Here is a 20326-nt window from a genome sequence, read left to right as displayed (position 1 = left end):
CATTCGTTGCACTAAGATCATGACATCATGCCCTCCCTAAACGACGCCGAATCTGATCCGGATCTTGCCGGAGATCTAACAAGGCATGTATCACCAGCCTGCTTTTCTCGGCCACATAGTAGAGACCATAGTTGCGGTTGAAAACAAAGACCCGTCGAAGCCTGTCTCCATAAACCAGAGAGCCAATCTCTGGAAACGCCTCCAATAACTTGAGATCGGCCAAGACTTCTCCATAAAACCGATCGCCCATCCCCTCTTCCAATACTTCGAGACGTTCGTAAATGGCCTGGACATCCATCTCTGCCCCAAGCGTCCATAGGGTCTGATTCATGGTCGCTCTGAAGCCAATCTCTGCTTGAGACGTTGAATACCAGCAGTGACTTCATCCGTGGTGCGGACAGCAGTAGGGTTGGCGTCATATTCAGCAAGTCGCTCAGCAAGCAACGATTCAGATCTGGGAGATAGCGATGCATCTCTCGAAACATCATTCCAAATCTCCCAGACGAGTCGAAGTTTCTGATCGACCGTGAGCGACTGAATCTCGGGAATGGTTTCCAGAATCATTCCTCATATTATGTCAGTGATGGATATCTCCACAATGGATAAAATAAGGCTCTAGAAAAGGAAATACCGCTGGGCCATGGGCAAGACACTGGCGGGTTCACAACGGAGTTCTCGGCCGTCGGCTTTCACGGTGTAGGTATCTGGATCCACTTCGATTTTGGGCAGGTAATTGTTCCAGAGCATGTCGCGCTTACTCACCGTTCGGCAGGTTTGCACAGCGCTCAGTTTCTTACACACACCGAGCTGCTTGACCACTCCGCTAGATAGCGCTGCTTGGCTCACAAAGGTGATACTGGTATTGAACTTCGCGCGTCCATGCGCACCGAATTGAGGCCGGTAAAACATCGGCTGTGGAGTCGGGATACTGGCATTGGGATCGCCCATGTTGGCCATGGCGATCATGCCGCCTTTCAGCACGACCTCTGGTTTCACTCCGAAAAACATCGGCTTCCATACCACCAGGTCCGCAAGCTTACCGACCTCGATGCTGCCCACTTCATGAGCGATGCCGTGCGTAAGAGCCGGGTTGATCGTGTATTTGGCGATGTAACGCAGCGCACGGTAGTTATCGGCGGCGTTATGCTCAGGACCATCCAGCTTGCCAAACTGGGTCTTCATCTTGTGCGCTGTCTGCCACGTGCGAGTGATGACCTCGCCAAGTCGTCCCATGGCCTGACTATCGCTCGACATCATCGAGATCGCTCCGAGGTCATGCAGCAAATCCTCCGCCGCAATGGTTTCAGGACGGATACGAGATTCCGCAAACGCCACATCCTCTGGAATCTTGGAATCCAGGTGATGGCAGACCATGAGCATGTCCAGATGCTCATCAATGGTGTTAATGGTAAAGGGGCGTGTCGGGTTGGTTGAGGAGGGCAAGACATTGGCCTCACCACACACCCTGATGATGTCGGGAGCGTGACCACCGCCAGCCCCCTCCGAGTGATAGGTGTGGATCGTGCGTCCTTTGAAGGCATTGAGCGTGCTCTCCACAAAGCCAGCTTCATTCAGCGTATCCGTATGGATCGCCACCTGCACATCCAATTCATCGGCGACCCCCAGACAGGTATCAATCGCCGCAGGTGTGGTGCCCCAGTCCTCATGCAATTTCAAGCCAATCGCTCCTGCCAAAATCTGCTCGCGGAGCGGAGCAGGTGTGGAGCAATTGCCCTTGCCTAAAAAGCCCAAATTCATCGGATACTCATCCGCCGCCTCCAGCATGCGATGAATGTTCCAGATCCCAGGTGTGCATGTGGTGGCATAGGTGCCATGGGCCGGACCTGTGCCTCCACCGAGCATCGTCGTGACGCCACTGGCGAGAGCATGATCGATCTGCTGAGGACAAATGAAGTGAATGTGGGTGTCAATGCCCCCAGCGGTGATGATGCATCCCTCACCGGCGATCACTTCCGTGCCCGCGCCGATCACCATATCAATGCCATCCTGCAGCAGAGGATTACCCGCATGACCGATGCCAACAATGCGACCATGCTTGATCCCAATATCGGCTTTGATCACCCCTTGAACGGCATCTAAAATCGTCGCGTTGGTGATGACCAGATCCAGGCACTCGGCATCCAGGGCCAAGCACGACTGCGCCATGCCATCGCGGATGACCTTGCCTCCGCCAAACTTGACCTCGTTGCCGTAGCCCCCTTTCTCCGCGATGAGATCCCGCTCCACTTCAATGAAGAGCTCCGTATCGGCGAGGCGCACCTGATCGCCCACCGTTGGGCCGAACATGCTGGCGTGTTGTTTGCGTGTGATCTTCATGCGGGCAGGGGTCCGTTGACTAAATTGTTCAGGCCATACACCTCGCGCTTACCGGCGAAGGCGACCACTTCGACCTCACGGGTATCTCCCGGCTCAAAGCGCACCGCAGTGCCGGCGGGGATATTCAGACGAAAACCGAGCGAGGCCGCCCGGTCAAAATCCAGCGAAGTATTCACCTCATAAAAGTGGAAATGGCTGCCGACTTGCACAGGCCGATCGCCCGTATTCGCAACAACAAGCCTTTTGGTGGCCAGCCCGACATTGGCATCGAGATCCTCAGCGTCGGGTGGGTGGATGATTTGGCCGGGTATGATCATGAAGGATTCCTTTCAAAAGCAGAAAGCATGCTAGCCAATCTAAAAAAACGCACATCCGAATTATGATTTTATACCCTGATTAGTATGAACGCACCAGGATACCTGTATGGCATTGGCACGTGGAGTGCTTTTGGTATTGAGGCCTTTTTGAAACCCGAACCCACGACTCCATGAAACGAAAAGTCCTTGCTCTACTCCTCCCCTGCCTAGCCCCTTTCCTCAGCTTGGCTGCCGAACCGCTTAAAATTGGTTATTCCGACTGGCCCGGTTGGGTCGCTTGGGAAATCGGCATCAAGAAGGGCTGGTTTAAAGAAGAAGGCGTCGAGACTGAATTTGTCTGGATGGATTACGTGAAGTCCATGGAAGCCTATGCGGCAGGCAAGCTGGATGCCGTCTGCGTCACCAACGGAGATGCCCTCGTCACGGGTGCCACGGGTAAAGCCTCCGTCGCCATCCTGCTCAATGACTACTCCAATGGCAATGACATGATCGTTGTCAAACCCGGCATCGCCTCCTTCAAAGATCTGAAGGGCAAAACCGTCGCTCTTGAAGAAGGCTTTGTCGAACACCTCCTGCTTCTCAAAGGGCTGGAGCTCAACAGCATGGCAGAAGGAGACATCACCATTAAAAACACCCCCACCAACAACACGCCTCAGGTGTTCGCCTCGGGTGAAGTGGACGCCATCGCTGCTTGGCAGCCCAATTCAGGCCAAGCCCTGAAACTGGTCCCCGGCTCGAAACCCGTCTTCACCTCCAAAGACGCCCCCGGCCTGATCTATGACGGCCTTTTCTGTGATCCCGCCAGTGTCAAAGCCCGCCGTGATGAATGGCTGAAAGTGGTCAAGGTGTGGTATCGCATTGTCTCCTACCTCAGCGAAGAGAAAAACCTGGACGATGCCCTGGCCATCCTGGCTGAGCGTGTCGGGGTAAAGCCTGCGGAGTATGAACCTCTGCTGGACGGCACCAAAATCCTCTCCCCCGAAGAAGCCCTCAAAGCCTGGGAGAAAGCCGATGGCCTCGGCTCCATTTACGGCAGCACCAAGGTGGTGGATGACTTCAATGTGAAGTTCAAGGTCTATGAAAAGCCTGCGGACATTGAAGCCTATCTCGATCCCTCCTTCACTAAAGAAGTGCTGGGGAAATAACGGCTCGTCTCACGATCCTTCACTCTGACTTGACCTCCTTCTCATGGCATCCGCAGGCAAACACTGGTTTGGAGTTCGTAAAGAACTCGATCAGGCCCGTGCCTCCCTGCTGATGATCATGTCCTTTAGTCTGCCACTCATCGTCTGGTGCGTGGCAGCCTACGGTCCGTGGTGGAAAGTGGCCCACCTCGTGACCATCTCCGCCGAAAGCCCTCGCGTGCAGAATATCTACACGGCTGGGGATCGCGTGGACCCGGTGACCTGGAAGCAATTCACCTCCGCCATCGAGCAGGATAACGAAGACATCCGTGCCGCAAGGAAAGCAGGAACTCCGTTAACCAGCTCAAGTCGTCAAAACAAAAAAATCCTGCGTCAGCTCTATCCCACCGCGGTGATTAACGGTTGGTTAAACCGAGGCCTTGAAACCGATGATGAGGCCATTCGTAAAGTTTGGACCCAGTTGGCCAAGGGCCAACTCGAGGCCCCCAAACAACCTTTGACCGATGAGAACCTGAAGATCATCCAAGCCAACGCGGCTTTGCTCGATCAAGTCGCGCCGGAATGGCCGACGGAGTCACTCTTGAAGCTGATCCCAGATTCCTCCGAGGAAGTATCCCGCCCGGTCTATCTGGTGCCTCCAGACGTGGTCGCCAAATCCTTCTGGAAAGGCATCAGTGCCGACGCCCCCTCCGCTGACAGCGATGAACCCGGTTCTGAACGCAAGACGCTGCTGCAACGTTACGGTGAGTCCTGGCGCACGATCGTCTTGGGTTATCTACTGGCCATTTTAGTCGCCACGCCCTTGGGCATCATCGCAGGCACCTTCGATTTCTTTTCCAAGCTCATCGAGCCCTTCACCAACTTCTTTTGCTACATGCCCGCACCCGCTTTTGGCGTGGTGCTCATGGCCATCTTCGGTCTCGATCTCGGGCCGAAGATCATGCTCGTTTTTCTCGGCACCCTTCCCTGCGCCATCCTCACCATCGCGAAAACCACCCGCCGCCTGGATGGCTCTTTACTTGAGGCAGCGCAGACACTCGGGGCCAATCAGCGCCAACTCCTGGCGCACGTGGTTGTCCCAGGGATTCTGCCGAACCTTTACAATGATCTTCGTCTTCTTTTCGGCACGGCATGGACTTGGCTGGTCATTGCCGAGTTGCTGGGTTTCAAAAGTGGTTTGGCCGAGGTGATCGACACGCATGGACGGCGCTTCCAGTTCGACATCGTCTATCCGGCCATTCTTCTGATCGGCTTATCCGGCTTTTTCATGGACCAGCTTCTGGATCTCATCGGTCGATTCCTCTTCCCCTGGATGGAGCAATCTCGCCAAAGCATCATCACTCGATTGGTGTCAAAAATCGCAGGACTCACACGACGCAAGTTTCCTGCCCAGATCCCTTCGGAGTCCACTTCCACCACGACCGCTTCATGATCAGCAGCCTGAACTATCTGGAGCAAGCCCCGGCGGTGAAAGCACGCTTTGACCGACTCAAAGCGCGTCCCAAACTATTACAGATTTCCGGGCTGCATAAACGCTTTCCTTCCAAGGGAGGTGAGGTGGTGGCCTTGAAAGACATTCATCTCGATGTTCATCGTCGTGAGTTCATGTGTGTGCTCGGCCAATCAGGCTGCGGCAAATCCACCCTGATCCGCATTCTCGCCGGTCTAGAAACTCCGACGGAAGGTCAAGTGCTCGTCGATGGCGTGCCCGTCAACGGCCCCGGGCGTGATCGAGGCATGGTATTCCAGAGTTACACCCTGTTCCCATGGCTGACGGTGAAACAGAATGTCATGTTTGGCCCCCGCATGGCCGGCAAGGCCTCCACCACCAATGAATCTCATGCCCGTGAATGGTTAGCCTTGGTGGGGTTGGATAAATTTGAAGATGCCTATCCCCATCAGCTCAGCGGCGGCATGAAACAACGTGCCGCCATTGCACGAGCGCTTGCCAATGAGCCGCGCATCCTCCTCATGGATGAACCCTTTGGTGCTCTGGACCCCCAGACACGCCAGCAGATGCAGGCCTACTTGCTTCAGATCTGGAGGAACGTGGACATCACCATCTTCTTCATCACGCATGATCTGGATGAGGCCATCTTCCTGTCCGATCGCATTCTCGTGCTCGACCCAAGGCCTGGGCGTGTGCGGGAGATCGTCGAAGTGCCCGTGCCCAGACCCAGAAATCACGATCAACTTCGTTCACCCGAATTCATCGCGACCAAGCAGCATCTGGAAACCATCATTCATCCGGAAGATAGCCATGCGAAGCCCAAATTCGACAAGCTACCCATGACTCGGCTCACCGAGGTGGGTGATGACGTGGAATAAGCCCCCCTTTCTCGCTCTTACCCACAGACTTCAATCGTCATACTTCTCGATAAAAACTTCATACGCTTGGCGCAAGCAGTGCTAAAAAATCAGGGCAATGTCCAGTGACTCAGCCAAACCCGAAAACGCTCAGCGAATCACCATTTCGCTACCCGATGCGCTGTTTCATCAATTTGAAGAACTGATGGAGGAACGGGGGTTTCAGAACCGCTCCCAAGCCATCTCCGAAGTCCTCTCTCAACACATCGCAGATTACTACAGCCTCAAGGGCAATCGAATGATGGCAGGCACCATCACGCTGTTTTACGATCACAAACGTCCAGGGCTGAAGCAGCAAATCGCAGACATTCAGCATGAGAACATTCGCCATGTGATCAGTTCCCTTCACGTGCTCTTGGAAAACAGCAATACGATGGAGGTCATCCTCGTCCAGGGCCCCGCCAAGCGCTTGCGTCAAATTGCCAATCAGTTGTTAGCCTGCAAAGGAGTCCTGGCGGGTCGGCTCAACCTCAGTCGAACCTTACTCCCACCTATTCAAACCCAAATGGAAGAACCGCCCCCAGCGACTCCACCCGAAGGGCAATGACTTCTCTCAACCTCGAATGAGCCATCCTCTCTACACTCTCGAATTAACCGGTGCGGGTATGTGGTCACGCATCATTGGCCGCAACAAGACCCTCCGACTCACGGATCTCGAAGGCGGTGCCAATGTTGGCATGCTGCTCTACCACGCCACTGAGCGGCATGAACGCTACAACATGCCTGACACCCTCAAAGGGCAGCACATCTTTTACCTGCGTGCCCCTTACTGTCTGCATTCAGACATGGGCCGCCTGTTTGCCTCCATCACGCAGGACACTCCAGGCTGGCATGACACGGTCTGCGGCGGCAGTGATGCAGCCTTAGTGCATCAAAAATATGGGGACAAAACCTTTCAGGCCGCCCGCAATGACTTTTACCGAAATGCCCGCGAGTGCTTTTTGATCGAGCTCTCCAAATGGGGCATGGGAGAAAGAGACCTCGTGCCTAACATCAATTGGTTCAGCAAAGTCACTGCCGACGAGTCCGGTAAGTTGAACTTCGTCAGTCATCACTCCCAAGCGGGTGACTCGGTCGATCTTCGTTTTGAGATGGACACACTGGTGATTCTCAACACCTGCCAGCATCCGCTCGATCCCGATCCTGTTTACCATCCACGCCGGATCAAGCTCGAGGTCTTTCAGAGTGAACCTCCCGCGCAGGACGACCCCTGCTTGACCGTCCGTCCTGAAAACGCCCGGGCTTACCGCAACACCCAGGACTTCTACTTACTCGCCCAATGAGTGCTTTCATTCCCACCCCCTCAACACTCGATCCTGAACAGGCTTGCTACGACCATACCGTTCTGGCCGGAGATCATTGGGTCCATGAAATCAAAAAGGGCCAGACCTTTCGCATCGTGGATCTGGAAGGTAACCAAGCTGCCGATACCCTCTTTTACAGCGCCCATGATCCCGTCGAACGCTACAGCGCCAGCGATACCATCCGCCATCAAGCCGCTCTGTATCTGACCACGGGGACTCGGTTGATGTCCACACGGGGCAATCCTCTGCTTACCATTGTGGCCGATACCTGCGGTAATCACGATACGCTCGGGGGTGCCTGCTCCAGAGAGAGCAATGTCATGCGCTACGCCTTTGACAAAGAACCCATGCACGCCTGCCGAGACAGCTTCATCCGGGGAGTGCAGTGCTGGGGCCATGATCTGGGAAAACGTGACATCACCTGCAACATCAACTTCTTCATGAATGTGCCGGTGAGTCCAGACGGCCAACTCCGATTTGCCGACGGTGTCTCAGGCCCCGGCTTCTACGTCGAAATGCGCGCTGAGATGGACGTGATCGCCCTCATCTCCAACTGCCCGCAACTGAATAACCCCTGCAACGCCTATAACCCCACGCCTGTGAGAGTTCTTATCTGGGACTGAATTATGTTCTCCAAAGTTCTGATCGCCAATCGCGGCGAAATTGCCTGCCGCATCATTCGCACCCTCAAGAAACTCGGCATGGGTTCTGTGGCCGTGTATTCAGAAGCCGATCGTGATGCTCCTCACGTTGCCATGGCTGACGAGTCTTATTTGTTAGGCCCTGCACCTGTTTCCGAAAGCTACATCAATCAGGCGAAGCTCATTGAAGTCGCCACACTCTCGGGTGCCCAAGCCGTGCACCCAGGGTATGGTCTCTTGAGCGAAAACCCGGGGTTTGCGGAGGCCTGTGAAGCTGCGGGGCTCGCCTTCATGGGACCGACACCCGATCAGATGCGGGCCTTCGGTTTGAAGCATACCGCCAGGGAACGCGCCCTTGCTTGTCAGGTGCCCCTCGTTCCTGGCTCCGACCTCCTCCAGGACGCAGATGAAGCCATTCAGGAAGCGTCTCGCATTGGTTTTCCTGTCATGTTGAAAAGCACCGCAGGCGGAGGCGGCATCGGCATGCGTCGTTGTGATGATGCGGATTCCCTCCGAGCGGCCTTTGAATCCGTCGTTCGTCAGGGCAAATCCAGCTTCGGCGACGGAGGTGTCTTTGTGGAGAAGCTGGTGGTGAATGCTCGCCATGTGGAGGTCCAGATCTTTGGGGATGGCCAAGGCAAAGTCGTCGCACTCGGTGAACGCGATTGTTCCACCCAACGGCGAAATCAAAAGATCATTGAAGAAACCCCGGCTCCGAATCTCACTGAATCCACCCGCCAAGCTTTGTGGGACTGTGCCGTGCGCCTGGGGGAGTCCGTTCATTATCGCTCCGCTGGGACGGTTGAGTTCGTTTACGATGCCGACAGTGGAGAGTTCTATTTCTTGGAGGTGAACACCCGCCTGCAAGTCGAACACACAGTCACAGAAACCGTCACCGGACTGGATCTGGTGGAATGGATGGTCCGCACCGCTGCGGGTGAGAACCTTGACTTGGCCGACTATCGCTTCACCCCCTCGGGCAGTTCGATCCAAGTTCGTGTTTATGCCGAAGATCCGAACAAGGACTTTCAGCCAAGCTGTGGACGCCTAACCGAAGTTGAACTTCCCCCCATGGCCCGCTGCGATGGCTGGGTCACCACAGGCACCGAAGTCACACCTTATTACGATCCCCTGCTGACGAAGATCATCGTTCACGGCAAGGATCGAGCCGAAGCGATCACCAAGCTCCAAGAAGCCCTGGAAGCGACACGCATCAGCGGCATCGAGACCAACCTCACCTACCTTCGGCAAGTCATCCGTGATCCGCTGTTTATGGAAGGCCGCATCACCACACGCGCCCTCGCCACCCAGTTTCAATATCACCCCCCGACCCTGGACGTCCTTGCGCCAGGCGTGCAAACCACCGTTCAAGATTATCCAGGTCGCTTGGGCTATTGGGAAATCGGCGTCCCACCGTCGGGAGCCATGGACCCGCTAGCCCTGCGTGTTGCCAATCGCCTCGTCGGCAATCAGGAAGGAGCCGCAGGTTTGGAGATCACCATTTCAGGCCCGACATTACGATTCAATACGGATGCCACGATTGCCCTGACCGGCGCGCCCCTGAAGGCCGAGCTGGATGGCACCCCGATTTCGTTTTGGAAACCCGTCAAGATCCAGGCGGGTCAGACATTGAAACTCGGACGAGCCGATGGCCAAGGCTGCCGGGCTTACCTTGCCATTCGTGGAGGCCTGGACGTGCCCCTTTATCTCGGCAGCCGATCCACCTTTACGTTAGGCAACTTTGGCGGTCATGCAGGCCGCGCCTTGCGAGTGGGGGATGTCTTACATCTAGGGCAAGACATCGCCACACCAGCAGCGGAAAAGATCGCCCAGGTGCACCCACTCTCCGTGACCGCTGATGCCAACGGTCCCACGATCATCCGCGTCATCTATGGCCCCCATGGTGCGCCCGACTTCTTCACCCCCGAAGACATCCGGATGTTTTTCGGCACCGACTGGGAAGTTCATTATAACTCCGCTCGCACCGGGGTGCGGTTGATCGGACCGAAACCCCAATGGGCACGTGCCGATGGAGGCGAAGCCGGCCTGCATCCCTCCAACATCCACGACAACGCCTACGCCATCGGGGCCATCGATTTCACGGGCGATATGCCGATCATCCTCGGTCCTGATGGCCCTAGCTTGGGCGGATTCGTCTGCCCAGCGGTGGTCGCCCATGCGGAACTGTGGAAACTGGGCCAACTGAAACCCGGGGAGAAAATCCGCTTTCAAGCCATCACTCTCGAAGAAGCGGAAGCCCTCGAAGCCAGCTTGGATGCAGCCCTCAACGGGGCCGATTTCATCCCGCCTGCCCTGCCCGAGCACAGCGTCCCCGCCAGCGCCATCCGTCACATCATCCCGGCTGAGGGATCCCGACCTGAAGTCGTCTTCCGGCCAGCAGGGGATCGGCACTTCCTGATCGAGTTTGGCCCGCTCGTGCTCGATATCGCCCTGCGCTTCTGGGTGCACGCCGTCTATCTCAAGCTGAAAGCCCTGGAACACCCCGGCATTGTGGATCTGACCCCCGGCATTCGTTCGCTACAGATCCATGTGGACGGTCAGCATCTCCGGCTCGCCGATGCCGAGCAACTGATCATCGCGCAAATTGAGTCGTTAGACGATGTCGAGCATCTCGAAGTGCCGTCTCGCATTGTCCATCTACCTTTGTCCTGGGATGATCCACAGACCCAGCTCGCGATTGATAAATACATGCAGTCCGTTAGGCCTGATGCCCCCTGGTGCCCGAGCAACATCGAGTTCATCCGACGCATCAATGGTCTGTCCAGTCAGGACGAGGTGCAACGCATTGTCCTCGATGCCAGTTACCTTGTTTTAGGGCTCGGAGATGTCTATCTCGGTGCACCGGTGGCCACGCCGCTCGATCCGCGACATCGTCTGGTGACGACCAAATACAATCCTGCCCGCACGTGGACCCCGGAAAACGCCGTCGGCATTGGCGGGGCCTACATGTGCATCTACGGTATGGAAGGTCCCGGCGGCTACCAGTTCGTGGGCCGGACCATTCAGATGTGGAATCGCGACCGTGTCACGGATGTCTTCGAAGAAGGCAAACCCTGGCTGCTCAGATTCTTCGATCAGGTGCGGTTCTATCTCGTCAGTGCGGATGAACTGATCGAGCTGCGGCGCGAGTTCCCTGCAGGGCGGTTCACCCCCCAGATTGAATCCAGCACCTTCTGCCTCAGCGACTATTTGAGCTTTCTGGAAGGAGAGTCTAAAAGTATCAGTTCATTCCGCAAAATGCAACGCGAGGCCTTTGAGGCGGAGCGCGAAAGATGGCGTCTGGCAGGTCTGGATGTCACCGAATCGGCCCCCACGACGACGAGCGGGAGTGCCGAAGTCAGCATCCCAGAAGGCCATGAAGCTGTGGTGAGTCCGGTCAGCGGAAGCTTATGGAAGCTACAAGTAAAGGCAGGCGATCAAGTGGAAGAAGGTCAATGTGTCCTCATCGTGGAAGCCATGAAAATGGAGATTCCTGTCTCCAGCACTTGTGCTGGCACGGTGGCTGCACTGCACGTGCGTGAGGGCCAGTCCGTGACCCCTGGCCAAACCCTCCTGACCGTCCACGCATGATCCCGGATCTCTCGATCACCACTTTGTTGCAGGCCTATCGCCAAGGCACGACCACCCCTGAAGAAGTCATCTTAGAAGCATGGCAGCGTGCTGCTGCGGATGATCCCACCATTTGGATCAGCCGTCCCAGTTTGGAACAGTTGCAACAGTCCCTGCAGGCTTTAGAAGGCGAGTCTCCTGATACCAAACCGCTCTACGGCATCCCTTTTGCCATCAAAGATAACATCGATTGTGCAGGTTATGCCACGACGGCCGCCTGCCCAGCATGGAGTTACGAAGCGGAGCAGGACGCCTTTGTGGTGGGGCAACTGATCGCGGCTGGGGCCATTCCCATGGGGAAAACCAATCTCGACCAATTTGCCACCGGTCTCGTCGGGGTTCGCTCCCCCTATGGTGCCCCAGACAATGCCTTCAATCCCGACTACATCTCGGGGGGCAGTAGCAGTGGTTCCGGAGTCGCCGTCGCGAAAGGCCTGTGCAGCTTCTCGCTGGGCACCGATACAGCGGGCTCGGGACGTGTGCCCGCTTCGTTTAACAACCTGGTCGGGTTCAAGCCCACGCGCGGCGTGCTCAGTTGCAGTGGGGTGGTGCCAGCCTGTCGCACCTTGGATTGCGTCTCGATCTTTGCGTTAACCGCCGCCGATGCCTCGTATGTCTTCAATCTCGCCGCCGTCTATGACGAAACGGATCCCTACGCCCGCCGCCGTTGCCGACTTCATGAGATGAAGTGGCCGCCGCGCATCGGTGTGCCGCGCATGGACCAGCTGGATTTCTTTGGCAATGACGATGCCAGAAAGCTCTTTGAAGACGCCGCTCAAATGGTGGTGACGATGGGGTGGCAAATCGTCGAGGTCGATATTCAGCCGTTTCTCGATACCGCCCGCTTACTCTATGAAGGCCCCTGGGTGGCAGAACGGACGGCTGTGGTTCAGGAACTGCTTGCTGAGAACCCTGAAGCTATGCTGCCCGTGACACGGACCATCATCGAGGGCGGACTCAAAGGCAGCGCTGTCGATGCCTTCAAGGCCCAATACAAGCTCGCGACGCTCAAGCGATCCAGCCAGCTTGTCTGGGGTGAGGTGGATGCCTTGCTCATGCCGACCACCGGCACGATTTACACGAAGGCAGAAGTCGAGGCCGATCCGATCCAGCTCAATAGCAATCTGGGTCGTTATACCAACTTCATGAACCTGCTGGACCTCTGCGGTTGTGCCGTCCCGGCGGGCTTTCTCGGCAGTGGCCTTCCCTGGGGTGTCACCTTCTACGCTCCCGCTTGTGATGATGCCTTGGTTCTCGACTGCGCCGCACACTTTCATGCGTCCTTGAATCTGCCCATCGGTAAAACCTCCGTCTTGAGTGATGCAGCACCTCTGCCCACCCCTCAAACCGTGGCCAAACCTAAAAGCCCCCTGATGCAAATCGCCGTCTGTGGCGCACACATGGAGGACCTAGCCCTTCATTGGCAACTTCGTGAGCGCGAAGCCAAGTTCGTCCGCCATGCTCTCAGTGCGCCGTGCTACCGCTTCTTCCTCCTGCGTGCGAAAGGGCGTATTCCAGACCGGCCCGGCATGATTCGAGTCAGTGACGGAGGATCCTCCATCGCCATGGAAATCTGGGAAATGCCCGAGCACACCGTCGGCTCATTCCTGCAAGGAATCGGAGCTCCCTTGGGTCTTGGCAAGGTGCTCCTCGATGATGGCAGTCAAGTCACAGGCTTTATTTGCGAAGGCATCGTTGAAGAGACCGCGGAGGACATCACCCACTTTGGCGGCTGGCGCTCCTGGTTGGCCACACGTCAACTCGCGACGGTCTGAATCCAGACAGTAAAAAGCGATCTGGACGTCTCAGACATCCAGATCGCAAAACACATTCTAGCCTTAGCGTTAGATTCAGCTCGGTCGCGTTGACATCAAACGATGGGGTGATGCACCGTCACCAGCTTGGTGCCATCAGGAAACGTCGCTTCGATCTGAACTTCATGGATCATCTCAGCGACCCCTTCCATCACGTCGGAACGCTTGAGGATCGTTTTGCCGAAGCTCATGAGTTCGGCGACCGTCTTGCCATCCCGAGCCCCTTCCATGATCTCTGCGGAGATCAGAGCAACGGATTCAGGATGATTGAGTTTGAGGCCTCGATTGAGCCGACGACGAGCCACATCAGCAGCCACAACAATCAACAGCTTTTCTTGTTCGCGCGGGGAAAGGTGCATGGGGAGAAAACGAAACGAAAACAGGCCAACAATCCATGAGTCAACGGCTCAACCTCAGTGCGCCCCAATAAGCCGCCGAGAGCTCAGCGCCACCACCATTTTTCGCAGAGCCCAGGCAAGACCATAACCACCGGCGACAAAGACCATCAGGGTGCTCAAAATCCCCACCGTGTAGAAGCCTGAAGCAGAGTCCAAAGGCCAAGCCAACCCGTGTTGATTACCCTGCCACACCGCAGCCAGCATCACCAGCCCCGCTTTGCCCCATCCCGACAACGAGTCCTTCAGGCACCACACCAGAGCAGGTGCCAAAAAGGCAGCGAACACACTCCACGATGCCCCGGGAATCATCACTTGATTCACGCCTAACGCAGTTCCAACGCCTGCCCCGAGAGCTAAAGCAACCATCAAGTTTTTCGCGTTACGTCTTCTCATCACGGTGACCGCCATGGCACCTATGGCCACCGCGAACAACCAATGATCCGCCCCCGAGACGAAATGGCGAATCCCCGCCATGAAGGCCGCTCCATCTTCAAACTCATCGATGTCCTCCATGCCCGGAGGCAAGTGGTGAGCATGCAAAGGCAGAGCCGTCAGCACTGTTGCAGTTGCAGCACTGAACCATCCGATAGCACGGTTCTTCATTTTCGAAATCATAGACAAAGAAGTCTCAGGCATAGTTTCAAAACACAGATTGGATCACACCGTCAGGTGCTCTTTCACCACTTCGTCGGTGAGATCTTTGACTCCACCTTCAGCGACGACCGCACCCCGGTCCATGATGTAAAATACATCCGCCAATTCACGGCAAAAGTCGAGGTATTGTTCCACCAGAAGAATGCTCATTTTGTCTTCAGAGCGCAGAATCTTCAGAGCGTCACCGATCTGATCAATCACGTTCGGTTGAATGCCCTCCGTCGGCTCATCCAAAATCAACACCTTGGGTTCCGTCAACAAAGCACGAGCGATCGCAAGCTGCTGCTGCTGACCACCGCTGAGCATGCCCCCTTTGCGTGGGAGGAATTCCTTGATGATGGGAAAAAGCGTAAAGATCCGGTCCAGCTTGCCATTGGTCTTCAGCCCGCGGGCGGTGGCCCCTAGCAAGAGATTCTCCTCCACGGTTAAGAAGGGAAAAATATCACGACCTTGAGGCACATATGCAAGCCCGAGTCGTGCCCGCTCTTCAGGGGCCAGCTTGGTGATGTCCGTCCCAGCCAAGGAGATCTTGCCGCTATCCGTTTTGAAGAGTCCGACAATGGAGCGCAAGGTGCTGGTTTTACCCACGCCATTGCGGCCCATGAGACAGCACAGTTGACCATCGGGCACGGTCAGATCGACACCGCGTAGGATGCGGCTACCGCCGATGGATGCATGAATGGAAGAGAGAGTAAGCATGTCTTTGGTTAGGCGGCTTTCTTGCGTCCGAGATACACTTCGATCACTTTGGGGTCGTTCTGCACGGCATCGACACTGCCCTCGCAGAGCACACTGCCTTGATGGAGCACCGTCACTTTTCGGCCCGTGGCGATCTGCTTCACGAAGACCATATCATGCTCAATGACGATGATGCTGTGTTTCCCAGCCAGCTTCAGGAGAAGCTCACCTGTCAGTGCCGTTTCGTCGTCACTCATGCCAGCAGCAGGCTCATCGATCAGCAGCAGCTTGGAGTTTTGAGCCAGCAACATGCCGATCTCCAACCACTGCTTCTGTCCGTGAGACAGAGAACCCGCAAGGTCATTGCGACGCATGCCCAGATTGATGGTCTTGAGAATCTCATCGATGCGGTCAATGTCCGTGCTGGTCGTCCGGCTGAAGAGTGTCTGCCAAACCCCTCGCACCCCTTCCAGAGAAAGCAGGAGGTTTTCAAAAACCGTGTGCTCAGTGTACACGGTCGGCGTTTGAAATTTACGGCCGATGCCGAGGCGCACGATCTCGTGCTCGCTCAGCGGCACCAGTTCTGTCAATGCTCCAAAAGTGATGGTGCCGGTGTCCGGTTTGGTCCGGCCGGTGATAAGATCCAGAAAGGTCGTTTTGCCAGCACCATTCGGCCCGATCACCGTGCGAAGTTCACCTTCGACGAGATAGAAATTGAGATCCGTAATGGCTTTAAAACCAGCGAAGGACTTGTTGACGCCTTCTGCGTTAAGAATGAGCGGATGGTCCATGTGAATGAAATTATGCAGCTTCTTCCTCAGGCTTCACAGCGACGTCATCCGATTCCTTGAGGCGCTGTCGTTTTTTGAGCCAGTCTTGGATCATCCCAGGAATCCCGACGATCCCTTTCGGCAGGAAAAGCACGACGATGATGAACATGCCGCCGAGGATGATCAGCCAAAGGTCAGGGTAGGCACGAGTGGCCCAGCTTTTCAGCGCATTGACACCGACCGCGCCGACGATCGGCCCAATCAAGGTGCCGCGCCCACCGACCGCCGTCCAAACGACGGCTTCGAGAGACTTGTCTGTGGTCATTTCACTCGGGTTAATGATGCCGACCTGAGGCACATACAGTGCTCCGCCGATGGAACCGATCAAGGCACTCAAGACAAAGATAAACAGTTTGAAGTTAGGCGATGAGTAGCCGCTGAAGAGCACGCGGTTTTCACTGTCGCGCACAGCCTGCTGAATCAGACCGAATCGGCTCCGAGTCAGGCAGCGCAATCCCACATAAGTCAGAGAGAGAACCAGCGCCGTCACGATAAACAATCCTCGCTTGGTCTCGGGACTGCGGATGTCGAAACCCAAGATGAAGCGGAAATCCGTAAAGCCGTTATTTCCGCCCATGAGCATATCGTTGCGGAAGAACATGAGCGAGGCACCGTAAGTCAGGGCCTGCGTCAGGATGGAGAAATAAACCCCGCGAACCCTTGAACGAAACGCCAGCCAGCCAAAGACATAGGAGACAATCCCCGGCAGCAACAGCATCATCACCATAGCGAAGGGGAAGTTGCTGAACGGCTTCCAGAAAGTGGGCAACTGTTCCCAGCCCAGGAAGACCAAGAAATCCGGCATGTCTTTGTGATACTGCCCGAGATCCCCGATCATGCGCATGAGATACATGCCCATCATGTAGCCCCCCAAAGAAAAGAAGAGCGCCTGCCCGAGGCTTAACAACCCGGTATAACCCCAGAGCAAATCCACACTGATGGCCAGCATGGCGTAACAGAGATATTTCCCCCAGAGGTTGATGGTGAAGTCACTGATCCAGCCGAAATAGTTCATCAACGGCATCAGCACGATGAAGAAAAAAGCGATGACCGCAGTGAAGGTCCATTCTCTTTTGGCAATGGGGCGAACGAGCAAGGAGTGCGTCATGAAAGAAGGTGTCGTGAAAGTTGGATTTCAGGATTCCAGACTGCGTGTTTTGGTGGCGAAGAGGCCCGCTGGGCGCCATTGCAAAAAGAGGATGATGCCTCCCAAAACGAGAATCTTACCAAGGACCGGATTACCGAGAATCTGCTGGAGTGACTGATCCAGAACCCCAATGCCAAGCGCGCTCGCGACGGTGCCGATCAGACTTCCGACACCACCGACGACCACGGTCATGAAGGCGTCCACGATGTAGTTTTGCCCCAGGCTCGGGCCCACGTTACCAATCTGGGATAGGAAGGCCCCCGCCAACCCTGCCAAGCCACTGCCGAAGCCAAACGTGAGCATATTCACCCGCTCCGTGCGCACCCCTAAACAGGCCGCCATGTTGCGATTCTGCATCACCGCACGAATCAACAGACCCAGAGGCGTTTTCGTCAGCAAGGCCCATGTGCCAACAACAATCAGAATGGCAAAGCCGATAACAAACACGCGGTTCCATCCCAGAATCACATCATTGATCGTCCAGTTATCACTCAGCCAGGACGGGCTGCCCACCTGGACGTTGTTGGCACCAAAGATTAACCGGAACAACTGCTGCAGCACGAGGGAGACGCCCCAGGTGGCCAACAAGCTTTCCAATGGACGGCGGTAAAGAAAACGGATCACTCCGCGCTCAAGAGCCAACCCCACCAAAGCCGCCATGATGAAAGCCATCGGCAGTGCCACGACAAAGTAGAATTCATACAGAGTTCCCGTGGCCTTCATCCCTGGAATGGAGACGTTAAAACCGAAAGGAGAGATGGCCAACCCATCTGCAAAAATGCATTGCACCACATAAGTGGTGTAAGCCCCCACTGCGATCAATTCCCCGTGGGCCATATTGATTACGCCCATCAATCCAAAGGTGATCGCCAGACCGATGGCCACGACCAATAGGACGGACCCCAAAGAAAACCCACGGAAGATCGTGCCAAAAAAATTCACCGTCGAACGATGAGACTCCACCGCGTTGAGCGCTTTCAGAGCAGCCGATGACAGCTCGGTATTCCCCGACTGATCCGCCTCCCTGATAATGGCTTCCAAGGAATCTTTGGCACTGAGAGGATGGATATCGGTCAATGCCTCACAGCCCTTAATTTTCACAGCCACATCAGGACTCTTCAATTGGGTCAAGGCGATGGCTTCCTGCACCGCACGCTTCACCCCACTGTCCGTTTCCACTTTGAGCCGCTCCTCCAGAATCGGCAGTTTAGCCAGATCGCGTTCCATGCCGAGCTGACTGATGGCCATGAGCCTGTCTTTGGCATCAGGAGCCGTGAGTTTAGCCAAATCAGTGACCGCCTTCATCGCACGGCGAATGCTACTATCCGTCTCGGCCACCTCCGTGCTGCCGGGCGAAACACGCACCGCCGCACCCGCCGCATCTTTGAGGGGCTCCTTGGTGTCCAGGCGAATGGCCGCTTCTTTTTTAGCTGCATCTGGATCACCCGCCAGAGTCACGGCCACCTTCTTACCATCAGCACCGGTCACGAGATAAATCGAACCTTCTTTCCATGCGGCGAGCAAAGGCTCCACCTCAGGATCAGGTAACCCCGTCATGGACTGAATCATTTTAACCTGAGTATCACTATCCTCAGTTAATGGCACAGCTTCAGAGATGATCTGTCGAGCGGTCTTGGTCTCCTGGGCATGACTAACGCTCAAAGAGAAAATGAAGGCGGCAAAGATACCGTGAAGCCAAGCTTTATTCATAGCGAATTAGGTCGGAAAGTAGGTCTGGGTGTCGCACAATCAGTGCCAACTCCTGCCGCCTTCTCGCGATGAATTATAAATAAAAGAAAAGAGCGCTCTGTGGATACAGAACGCTCCAGTCTATGAACTATGAAGTGTTCTCTACACCTTACTCCTTAGGCTTGAAGGTGCCTTTGAGGAAGGGTTCGCCATAGACGTTGTCGTAGGACTTCAGGATCTTGAACTGTCCATCCGCTTTCGTTTCGCCGATATACACGTTCTTCGTCACGTGGTGGTTCTTCTGGCTCGTCACTGTTCCGCCAGGACCATCAAAGCTGATCCCCTTCTCCAGTTCCGCGATCACTTTGTCCACTTCGAAGCTGCCTGCTTTCTCCACGGCGGCTTTCCACAGATACACACCATCATAGCTCAGCACCATCGGTGAGCAGGTCACGCGACCTTCTTTCACGATCCCTGGCACATCACTCTTGGCCAACCAGGCTTGGAAGTCCGAGATGAACTTCTCATTGGCTGGGGACTTGATCGACTGGAAGTAGGTCCAGCAACCCAACTGACCCACCAACTGCTTGGCAGGCAGACCACGGAACTCATCTTCCGAGATCGAGAAGCTCACCACTGGGCAAGTTTCAGCGGTCAGACCTGCTGCGGCATACTCCTTGAAGAACGGCACGTTGGTGTCGCCATTCAGCGTGCTGATCACGCAGGTGTCACCACCGGCAGCATACTGCTTGATCTCGGACACGATCTGTTGGTAGTCCGTGTGACCGAATGGGGTGTATTTACCGGCGGAGATGATCTTTCCGGACTCATCTTTCTTGAAGCCACCACCGATGTTTTCAAGCGGCACACCTTTGCTCAAAAGGTATTCCAGCAACACCAGGTTCGTGGTCTGAGGATAGACGTAGTCGCTGCCCAGCAGGTAGAACTTTTTGAAGCCCTTCTCCAGCATGTAGTCCACGGCTGGGGTGGCCTGCTGGTTCACCGCTTCAGCGGTATACATGATGTTAGGCGACATTTCTTCACCCTCATACTGCACCGGGTAGAACAGCAGACCTTTGTTGCTTTCAAACACTGGCAACACCGACTTGCGGCTCACCGAGGTCCAGCAGCCGAACGTCACGGCCACTTTGTCCTGCTCCAAGAGCTGCTTGGCTTTTTCAGCGAACAGCGGCCAGTTGGACGCACCATCCACAACGACGGGCTCGATCTTCTTGCCCAGCACTCCGCCCTTGGCGTTGATCTCATCAAAGGTAAAAAGCAAAATGTCGCGCAGCGACGTCTCCGAGATGGCCATCGTGCCGCTCAGCGAGTGCAGCACGCCCACCTTCACGGTTTCCTCCGCTCGCAGCGTGGA

General features: G+C 55.7%; 19 protein-coding genes. 8 read left to right on the top strand and 11 right to left on the bottom strand.

The features are described from left to right. Positions 1-25 precede the first annotated feature (25 nt). Genes B5D61_RS16730 through B5D61_RS16715 form a run of 4 tightly spaced genes read right to left on the bottom strand, consistent with a single transcriptional unit; the run spans position 26 to position 2651 of the window. Entirely contained in the window at positions 26-331 is a 306-nt protein-coding gene (locus B5D61_RS16730; protein ID WP_078814567.1) for a type II toxin-antitoxin system RelE/ParE family toxin, read from the bottom strand. Beyond that, complete coding sequence (locus B5D61_RS16725) at positions 328-564, bottom strand: addiction module protein (RefSeq protein WP_078814566.1); 237 nt, start codon at positions 562-564, stop codon at positions 328-330. The genes B5D61_RS16730 and B5D61_RS16725 overlap by 4 nt, the downstream gene beginning before the upstream one ends. Before the next feature lie 51 nt (positions 565-615). Next, positions 616-2337, bottom strand: a complete 1722-nt coding sequence (gene ureC / locus B5D61_RS16720; RefSeq protein ID WP_078814565.1) for an urease subunit alpha — start codon at positions 2335-2337, stop codon at positions 616-618. Next, positions 2334-2651 carry an urease subunit beta gene (locus B5D61_RS16715; protein ID WP_342753386.1) on the bottom strand — a complete coding sequence of 106 codons (318 nt, stop codon included), beginning with the start codon at positions 2649-2651 and terminating at the stop codon, positions 2334-2336. Before B5D61_RS16715 ends, ureC begins: the two co-directional genes overlap by 4 nt. A 173-nt stretch (positions 2652-2824) precedes the next feature. On the opposite strand from B5D61_RS16715, the gene B5D61_RS16710 reads away from it, so the two are divergent. The 8 genes from B5D61_RS16710 (at position 2825) to atzF (ending at position 13516) form a co-directional block, all read left to right on the top strand. Next, positions 2825-3799 carry an ABC transporter substrate-binding protein gene (locus B5D61_RS16710; RefSeq protein ID WP_078814563.1) on the top strand — a complete coding sequence of 325 codons (975 nt, stop codon included), beginning with the start codon at positions 2825-2827 and terminating at the stop codon, positions 3797-3799. A gap of 43 nt (positions 3800-3842) precedes the next feature. Continuing rightward, the gene (locus B5D61_RS16705) at positions 3843-5231 is read left to right on the top strand and encodes an ABC transporter permease (protein WP_078814562.1); all 1389 of its coding nucleotides are present in this window, start codon (positions 3843-3845) and stop codon (positions 5229-5231) included. Then, a complete protein-coding gene (locus tag B5D61_RS16700; protein ID WP_078814561.1) occupies positions 5228-6127 on the top strand; it encodes an ABC transporter ATP-binding protein in 900 nt (299 codons plus the stop codon). The genes B5D61_RS16705 and B5D61_RS16700 overlap by 4 nt, the downstream gene beginning before the upstream one ends. Positions 6128-6224: 97 nt before the next feature. After that, positions 6225-6713, top strand: a complete 489-nt coding sequence (nikR, locus tag B5D61_RS16695) for a nickel-responsive transcriptional regulator NikR (protein ID WP_078814560.1) — start codon at positions 6225-6227, stop codon at positions 6711-6713. A gap of 16 nt (positions 6714-6729) precedes the next feature. Then, the gene (locus tag B5D61_RS16690) at positions 6730-7449 is read left to right on the top strand and encodes an urea amidolyase associated protein UAAP1 (protein WP_078814559.1); all 720 of its coding nucleotides are present in this window, start codon (positions 6730-6732) and stop codon (positions 7447-7449) included. Beyond that, positions 7446-8093 carry an urea amidolyase associated protein UAAP2 gene (locus B5D61_RS16685; RefSeq protein WP_078814558.1) on the top strand — a complete coding sequence of 216 codons (648 nt, stop codon included), beginning with the start codon at positions 7446-7448 and terminating at the stop codon, positions 8091-8093. Before B5D61_RS16690 ends, B5D61_RS16685 begins: the two co-directional genes overlap by 4 nt. A 3-nt stretch (positions 8094-8096) precedes the next feature. Then, a complete protein-coding gene (gene uca / locus B5D61_RS16680) occupies positions 8097-11702 on the top strand; it encodes an urea carboxylase (protein WP_078814557.1) in 3606 nt (1201 codons plus the stop codon). After that, entirely contained in the window at positions 11699-13516 is a 1818-nt protein-coding gene (atzF, locus tag B5D61_RS16675; protein ID WP_078814556.1) for an allophanate hydrolase, read from the top strand. Before uca ends, atzF begins: the two co-directional genes overlap by 4 nt. Positions 13517-13611: 95 nt before the next feature. Here atzF and B5D61_RS16670 read toward each other — a convergent pair whose 3' ends face one another. The 7 genes from B5D61_RS16670 to urtA all read right to left on the bottom strand — a co-directional run. Continuing rightward, on the bottom strand, positions 13612-13914 hold the full coding sequence (locus tag B5D61_RS16670) for an urease subunit gamma (RefSeq protein ID WP_078814555.1): 303 nt from the start codon (positions 13912-13914) through the stop codon (positions 13612-13614). 54 nt (positions 13915-13968) lie between these two features. Continuing rightward, positions 13969-14556, bottom strand: coding sequence for a HupE/UreJ family protein (locus B5D61_RS16665; protein WP_176159486.1), 588 nt, complete (start codon positions 14554-14556; stop codon positions 13969-13971). A gap of 54 nt (positions 14557-14610) precedes the next feature. Further along, positions 14611-15306, bottom strand: a complete 696-nt coding sequence (gene urtE / locus B5D61_RS16660) for an urea ABC transporter ATP-binding subunit UrtE (protein ID WP_078814553.1) — start codon at positions 15304-15306, stop codon at positions 14611-14613. Positions 15307-15314: 8 nt separating this feature from the next. Beyond that, complete coding sequence (gene urtD, locus B5D61_RS16655) at positions 15315-16076, bottom strand: urea ABC transporter ATP-binding protein UrtD (protein ID WP_078814552.1); 762 nt, start codon at positions 16074-16076, stop codon at positions 15315-15317. Positions 16077-16086: 10 nt separating this feature from the next. Further along, a complete protein-coding gene (gene urtC, locus B5D61_RS16650) occupies positions 16087-17223 on the bottom strand; it encodes an urea ABC transporter permease subunit UrtC (RefSeq protein WP_078814551.1) in 1137 nt (378 codons plus the stop codon). A gap of 27 nt (positions 17224-17250) precedes the next feature. Next, positions 17251-18972 (bottom strand): urea ABC transporter permease subunit UrtB, encoded by a 1722-nt coding sequence (gene urtB / locus B5D61_RS16645; protein ID WP_078814550.1) that lies wholly within the window; start codon positions 18970-18972, stop codon positions 17251-17253. Positions 18973-19120: 148 nt separating this feature from the next. Continuing rightward, positions 19121-20326, bottom strand: a 1206-nt coding sequence (gene urtA / locus B5D61_RS16640) for an urea ABC transporter substrate-binding protein (protein WP_139373312.1), incomplete at its 5' end; no start/stop codon positions are given.

It is taken from the genome of Prosthecobacter debontii, from assembly GCF_900167535.1.
GTDB classification, from domain to species: Bacteria; Verrucomicrobiota; Verrucomicrobiia; order Verrucomicrobiales; family Verrucomicrobiaceae; genus Prosthecobacter; species Prosthecobacter debontii.
The sequence above is the reverse complement of the archived record's forward strand: the minus strand, read 5'-3'. Positions and strand labels throughout refer to the sequence as shown.

What these genes read in the sequence shown, in the direction of transcription:
- B5D61_RS16730 (WP_078814567.1), bottom strand. Translation starts at nt 331, where the DNA reads ATGAATCAGACCCTATGGACGCTTGGGGCAGAGATGGATGTCCAGGCC.
- B5D61_RS16725 (WP_078814566.1), bottom strand. Translation starts at nt 564, where the DNA reads ATGATTCTGGAAACCATTCCCGAGATTCAGTCGCTCACGGTCGATCAG.
- ureC (WP_078814565.1), bottom strand. Translation starts at nt 2,337, where the DNA reads ATGAAGATCACACGCAAACAACACGCCAGCATGTTCGGCCCAACGGTG.
- B5D61_RS16710 (WP_078814563.1), top strand. Translation starts at nt 2,825, where the DNA reads ATGAAACGAAAAGTCCTTGCTCTACTCCTCCCCTGCCTAGCCCCTTTC.
- B5D61_RS16705 (WP_078814562.1), top strand. Translation starts at nt 3,843, where the DNA reads ATGGCATCCGCAGGCAAACACTGGTTTGGAGTTCGTAAAGAACTCGAT.
- B5D61_RS16700 (WP_078814561.1), top strand. Translation starts at nt 5,228, where the DNA reads ATGATCAGCAGCCTGAACTATCTGGAGCAAGCCCCGGCGGTGAAAGCA.
- nikR (WP_078814560.1), top strand. Translation starts at nt 6,225, where the DNA reads ATGTCCAGTGACTCAGCCAAACCCGAAAACGCTCAGCGAATCACCATT.
- B5D61_RS16690 (WP_078814559.1), top strand. Translation starts at nt 6,730, where the DNA reads ATGAGCCATCCTCTCTACACTCTCGAATTAACCGGTGCGGGTATGTGG.
- B5D61_RS16685 (WP_078814558.1), top strand. Translation starts at nt 7,446, where the DNA reads ATGAGTGCTTTCATTCCCACCCCCTCAACACTCGATCCTGAACAGGCT.
- uca (WP_078814557.1), top strand. Translation starts at nt 8,097, where the DNA reads ATGTTCTCCAAAGTTCTGATCGCCAATCGCGGCGAAATTGCCTGCCGC.
- atzF (WP_078814556.1), top strand. Translation starts at nt 11,699, where the DNA reads ATGATCCCGGATCTCTCGATCACCACTTTGTTGCAGGCCTATCGCCAA.
- B5D61_RS16670 (WP_078814555.1), bottom strand. Translation starts at nt 13,914, where the DNA reads ATGCACCTTTCCCCGCGCGAACAAGAAAAGCTGTTGATTGTTGTGGCT.
- B5D61_RS16665 (WP_176159486.1), bottom strand. Translation starts at nt 14,556, where the DNA reads ATGAAGAACCGTGCTATCGGATGGTTCAGTGCTGCAACTGCAACAGTG.
- urtE (WP_078814553.1), bottom strand. Translation starts at nt 15,306, where the DNA reads ATGCTTACTCTCTCTTCCATTCATGCATCCATCGGCGGTAGCCGCATC.
- urtD (WP_078814552.1), bottom strand. Translation starts at nt 16,076, where the DNA reads ATGGACCATCCGCTCATTCTTAACGCAGAAGGCGTCAACAAGTCCTTC.
- urtC (WP_078814551.1), bottom strand. Translation starts at nt 17,223, where the DNA reads ATGACGCACTCCTTGCTCGTTCGCCCCATTGCCAAAAGAGAATGGACC.
- urtB (WP_078814550.1), bottom strand. Translation starts at nt 18,972, where the DNA reads ATGAATAAAGCTTGGCTTCACGGTATCTTTGCCGCCTTCATTTTCTCT.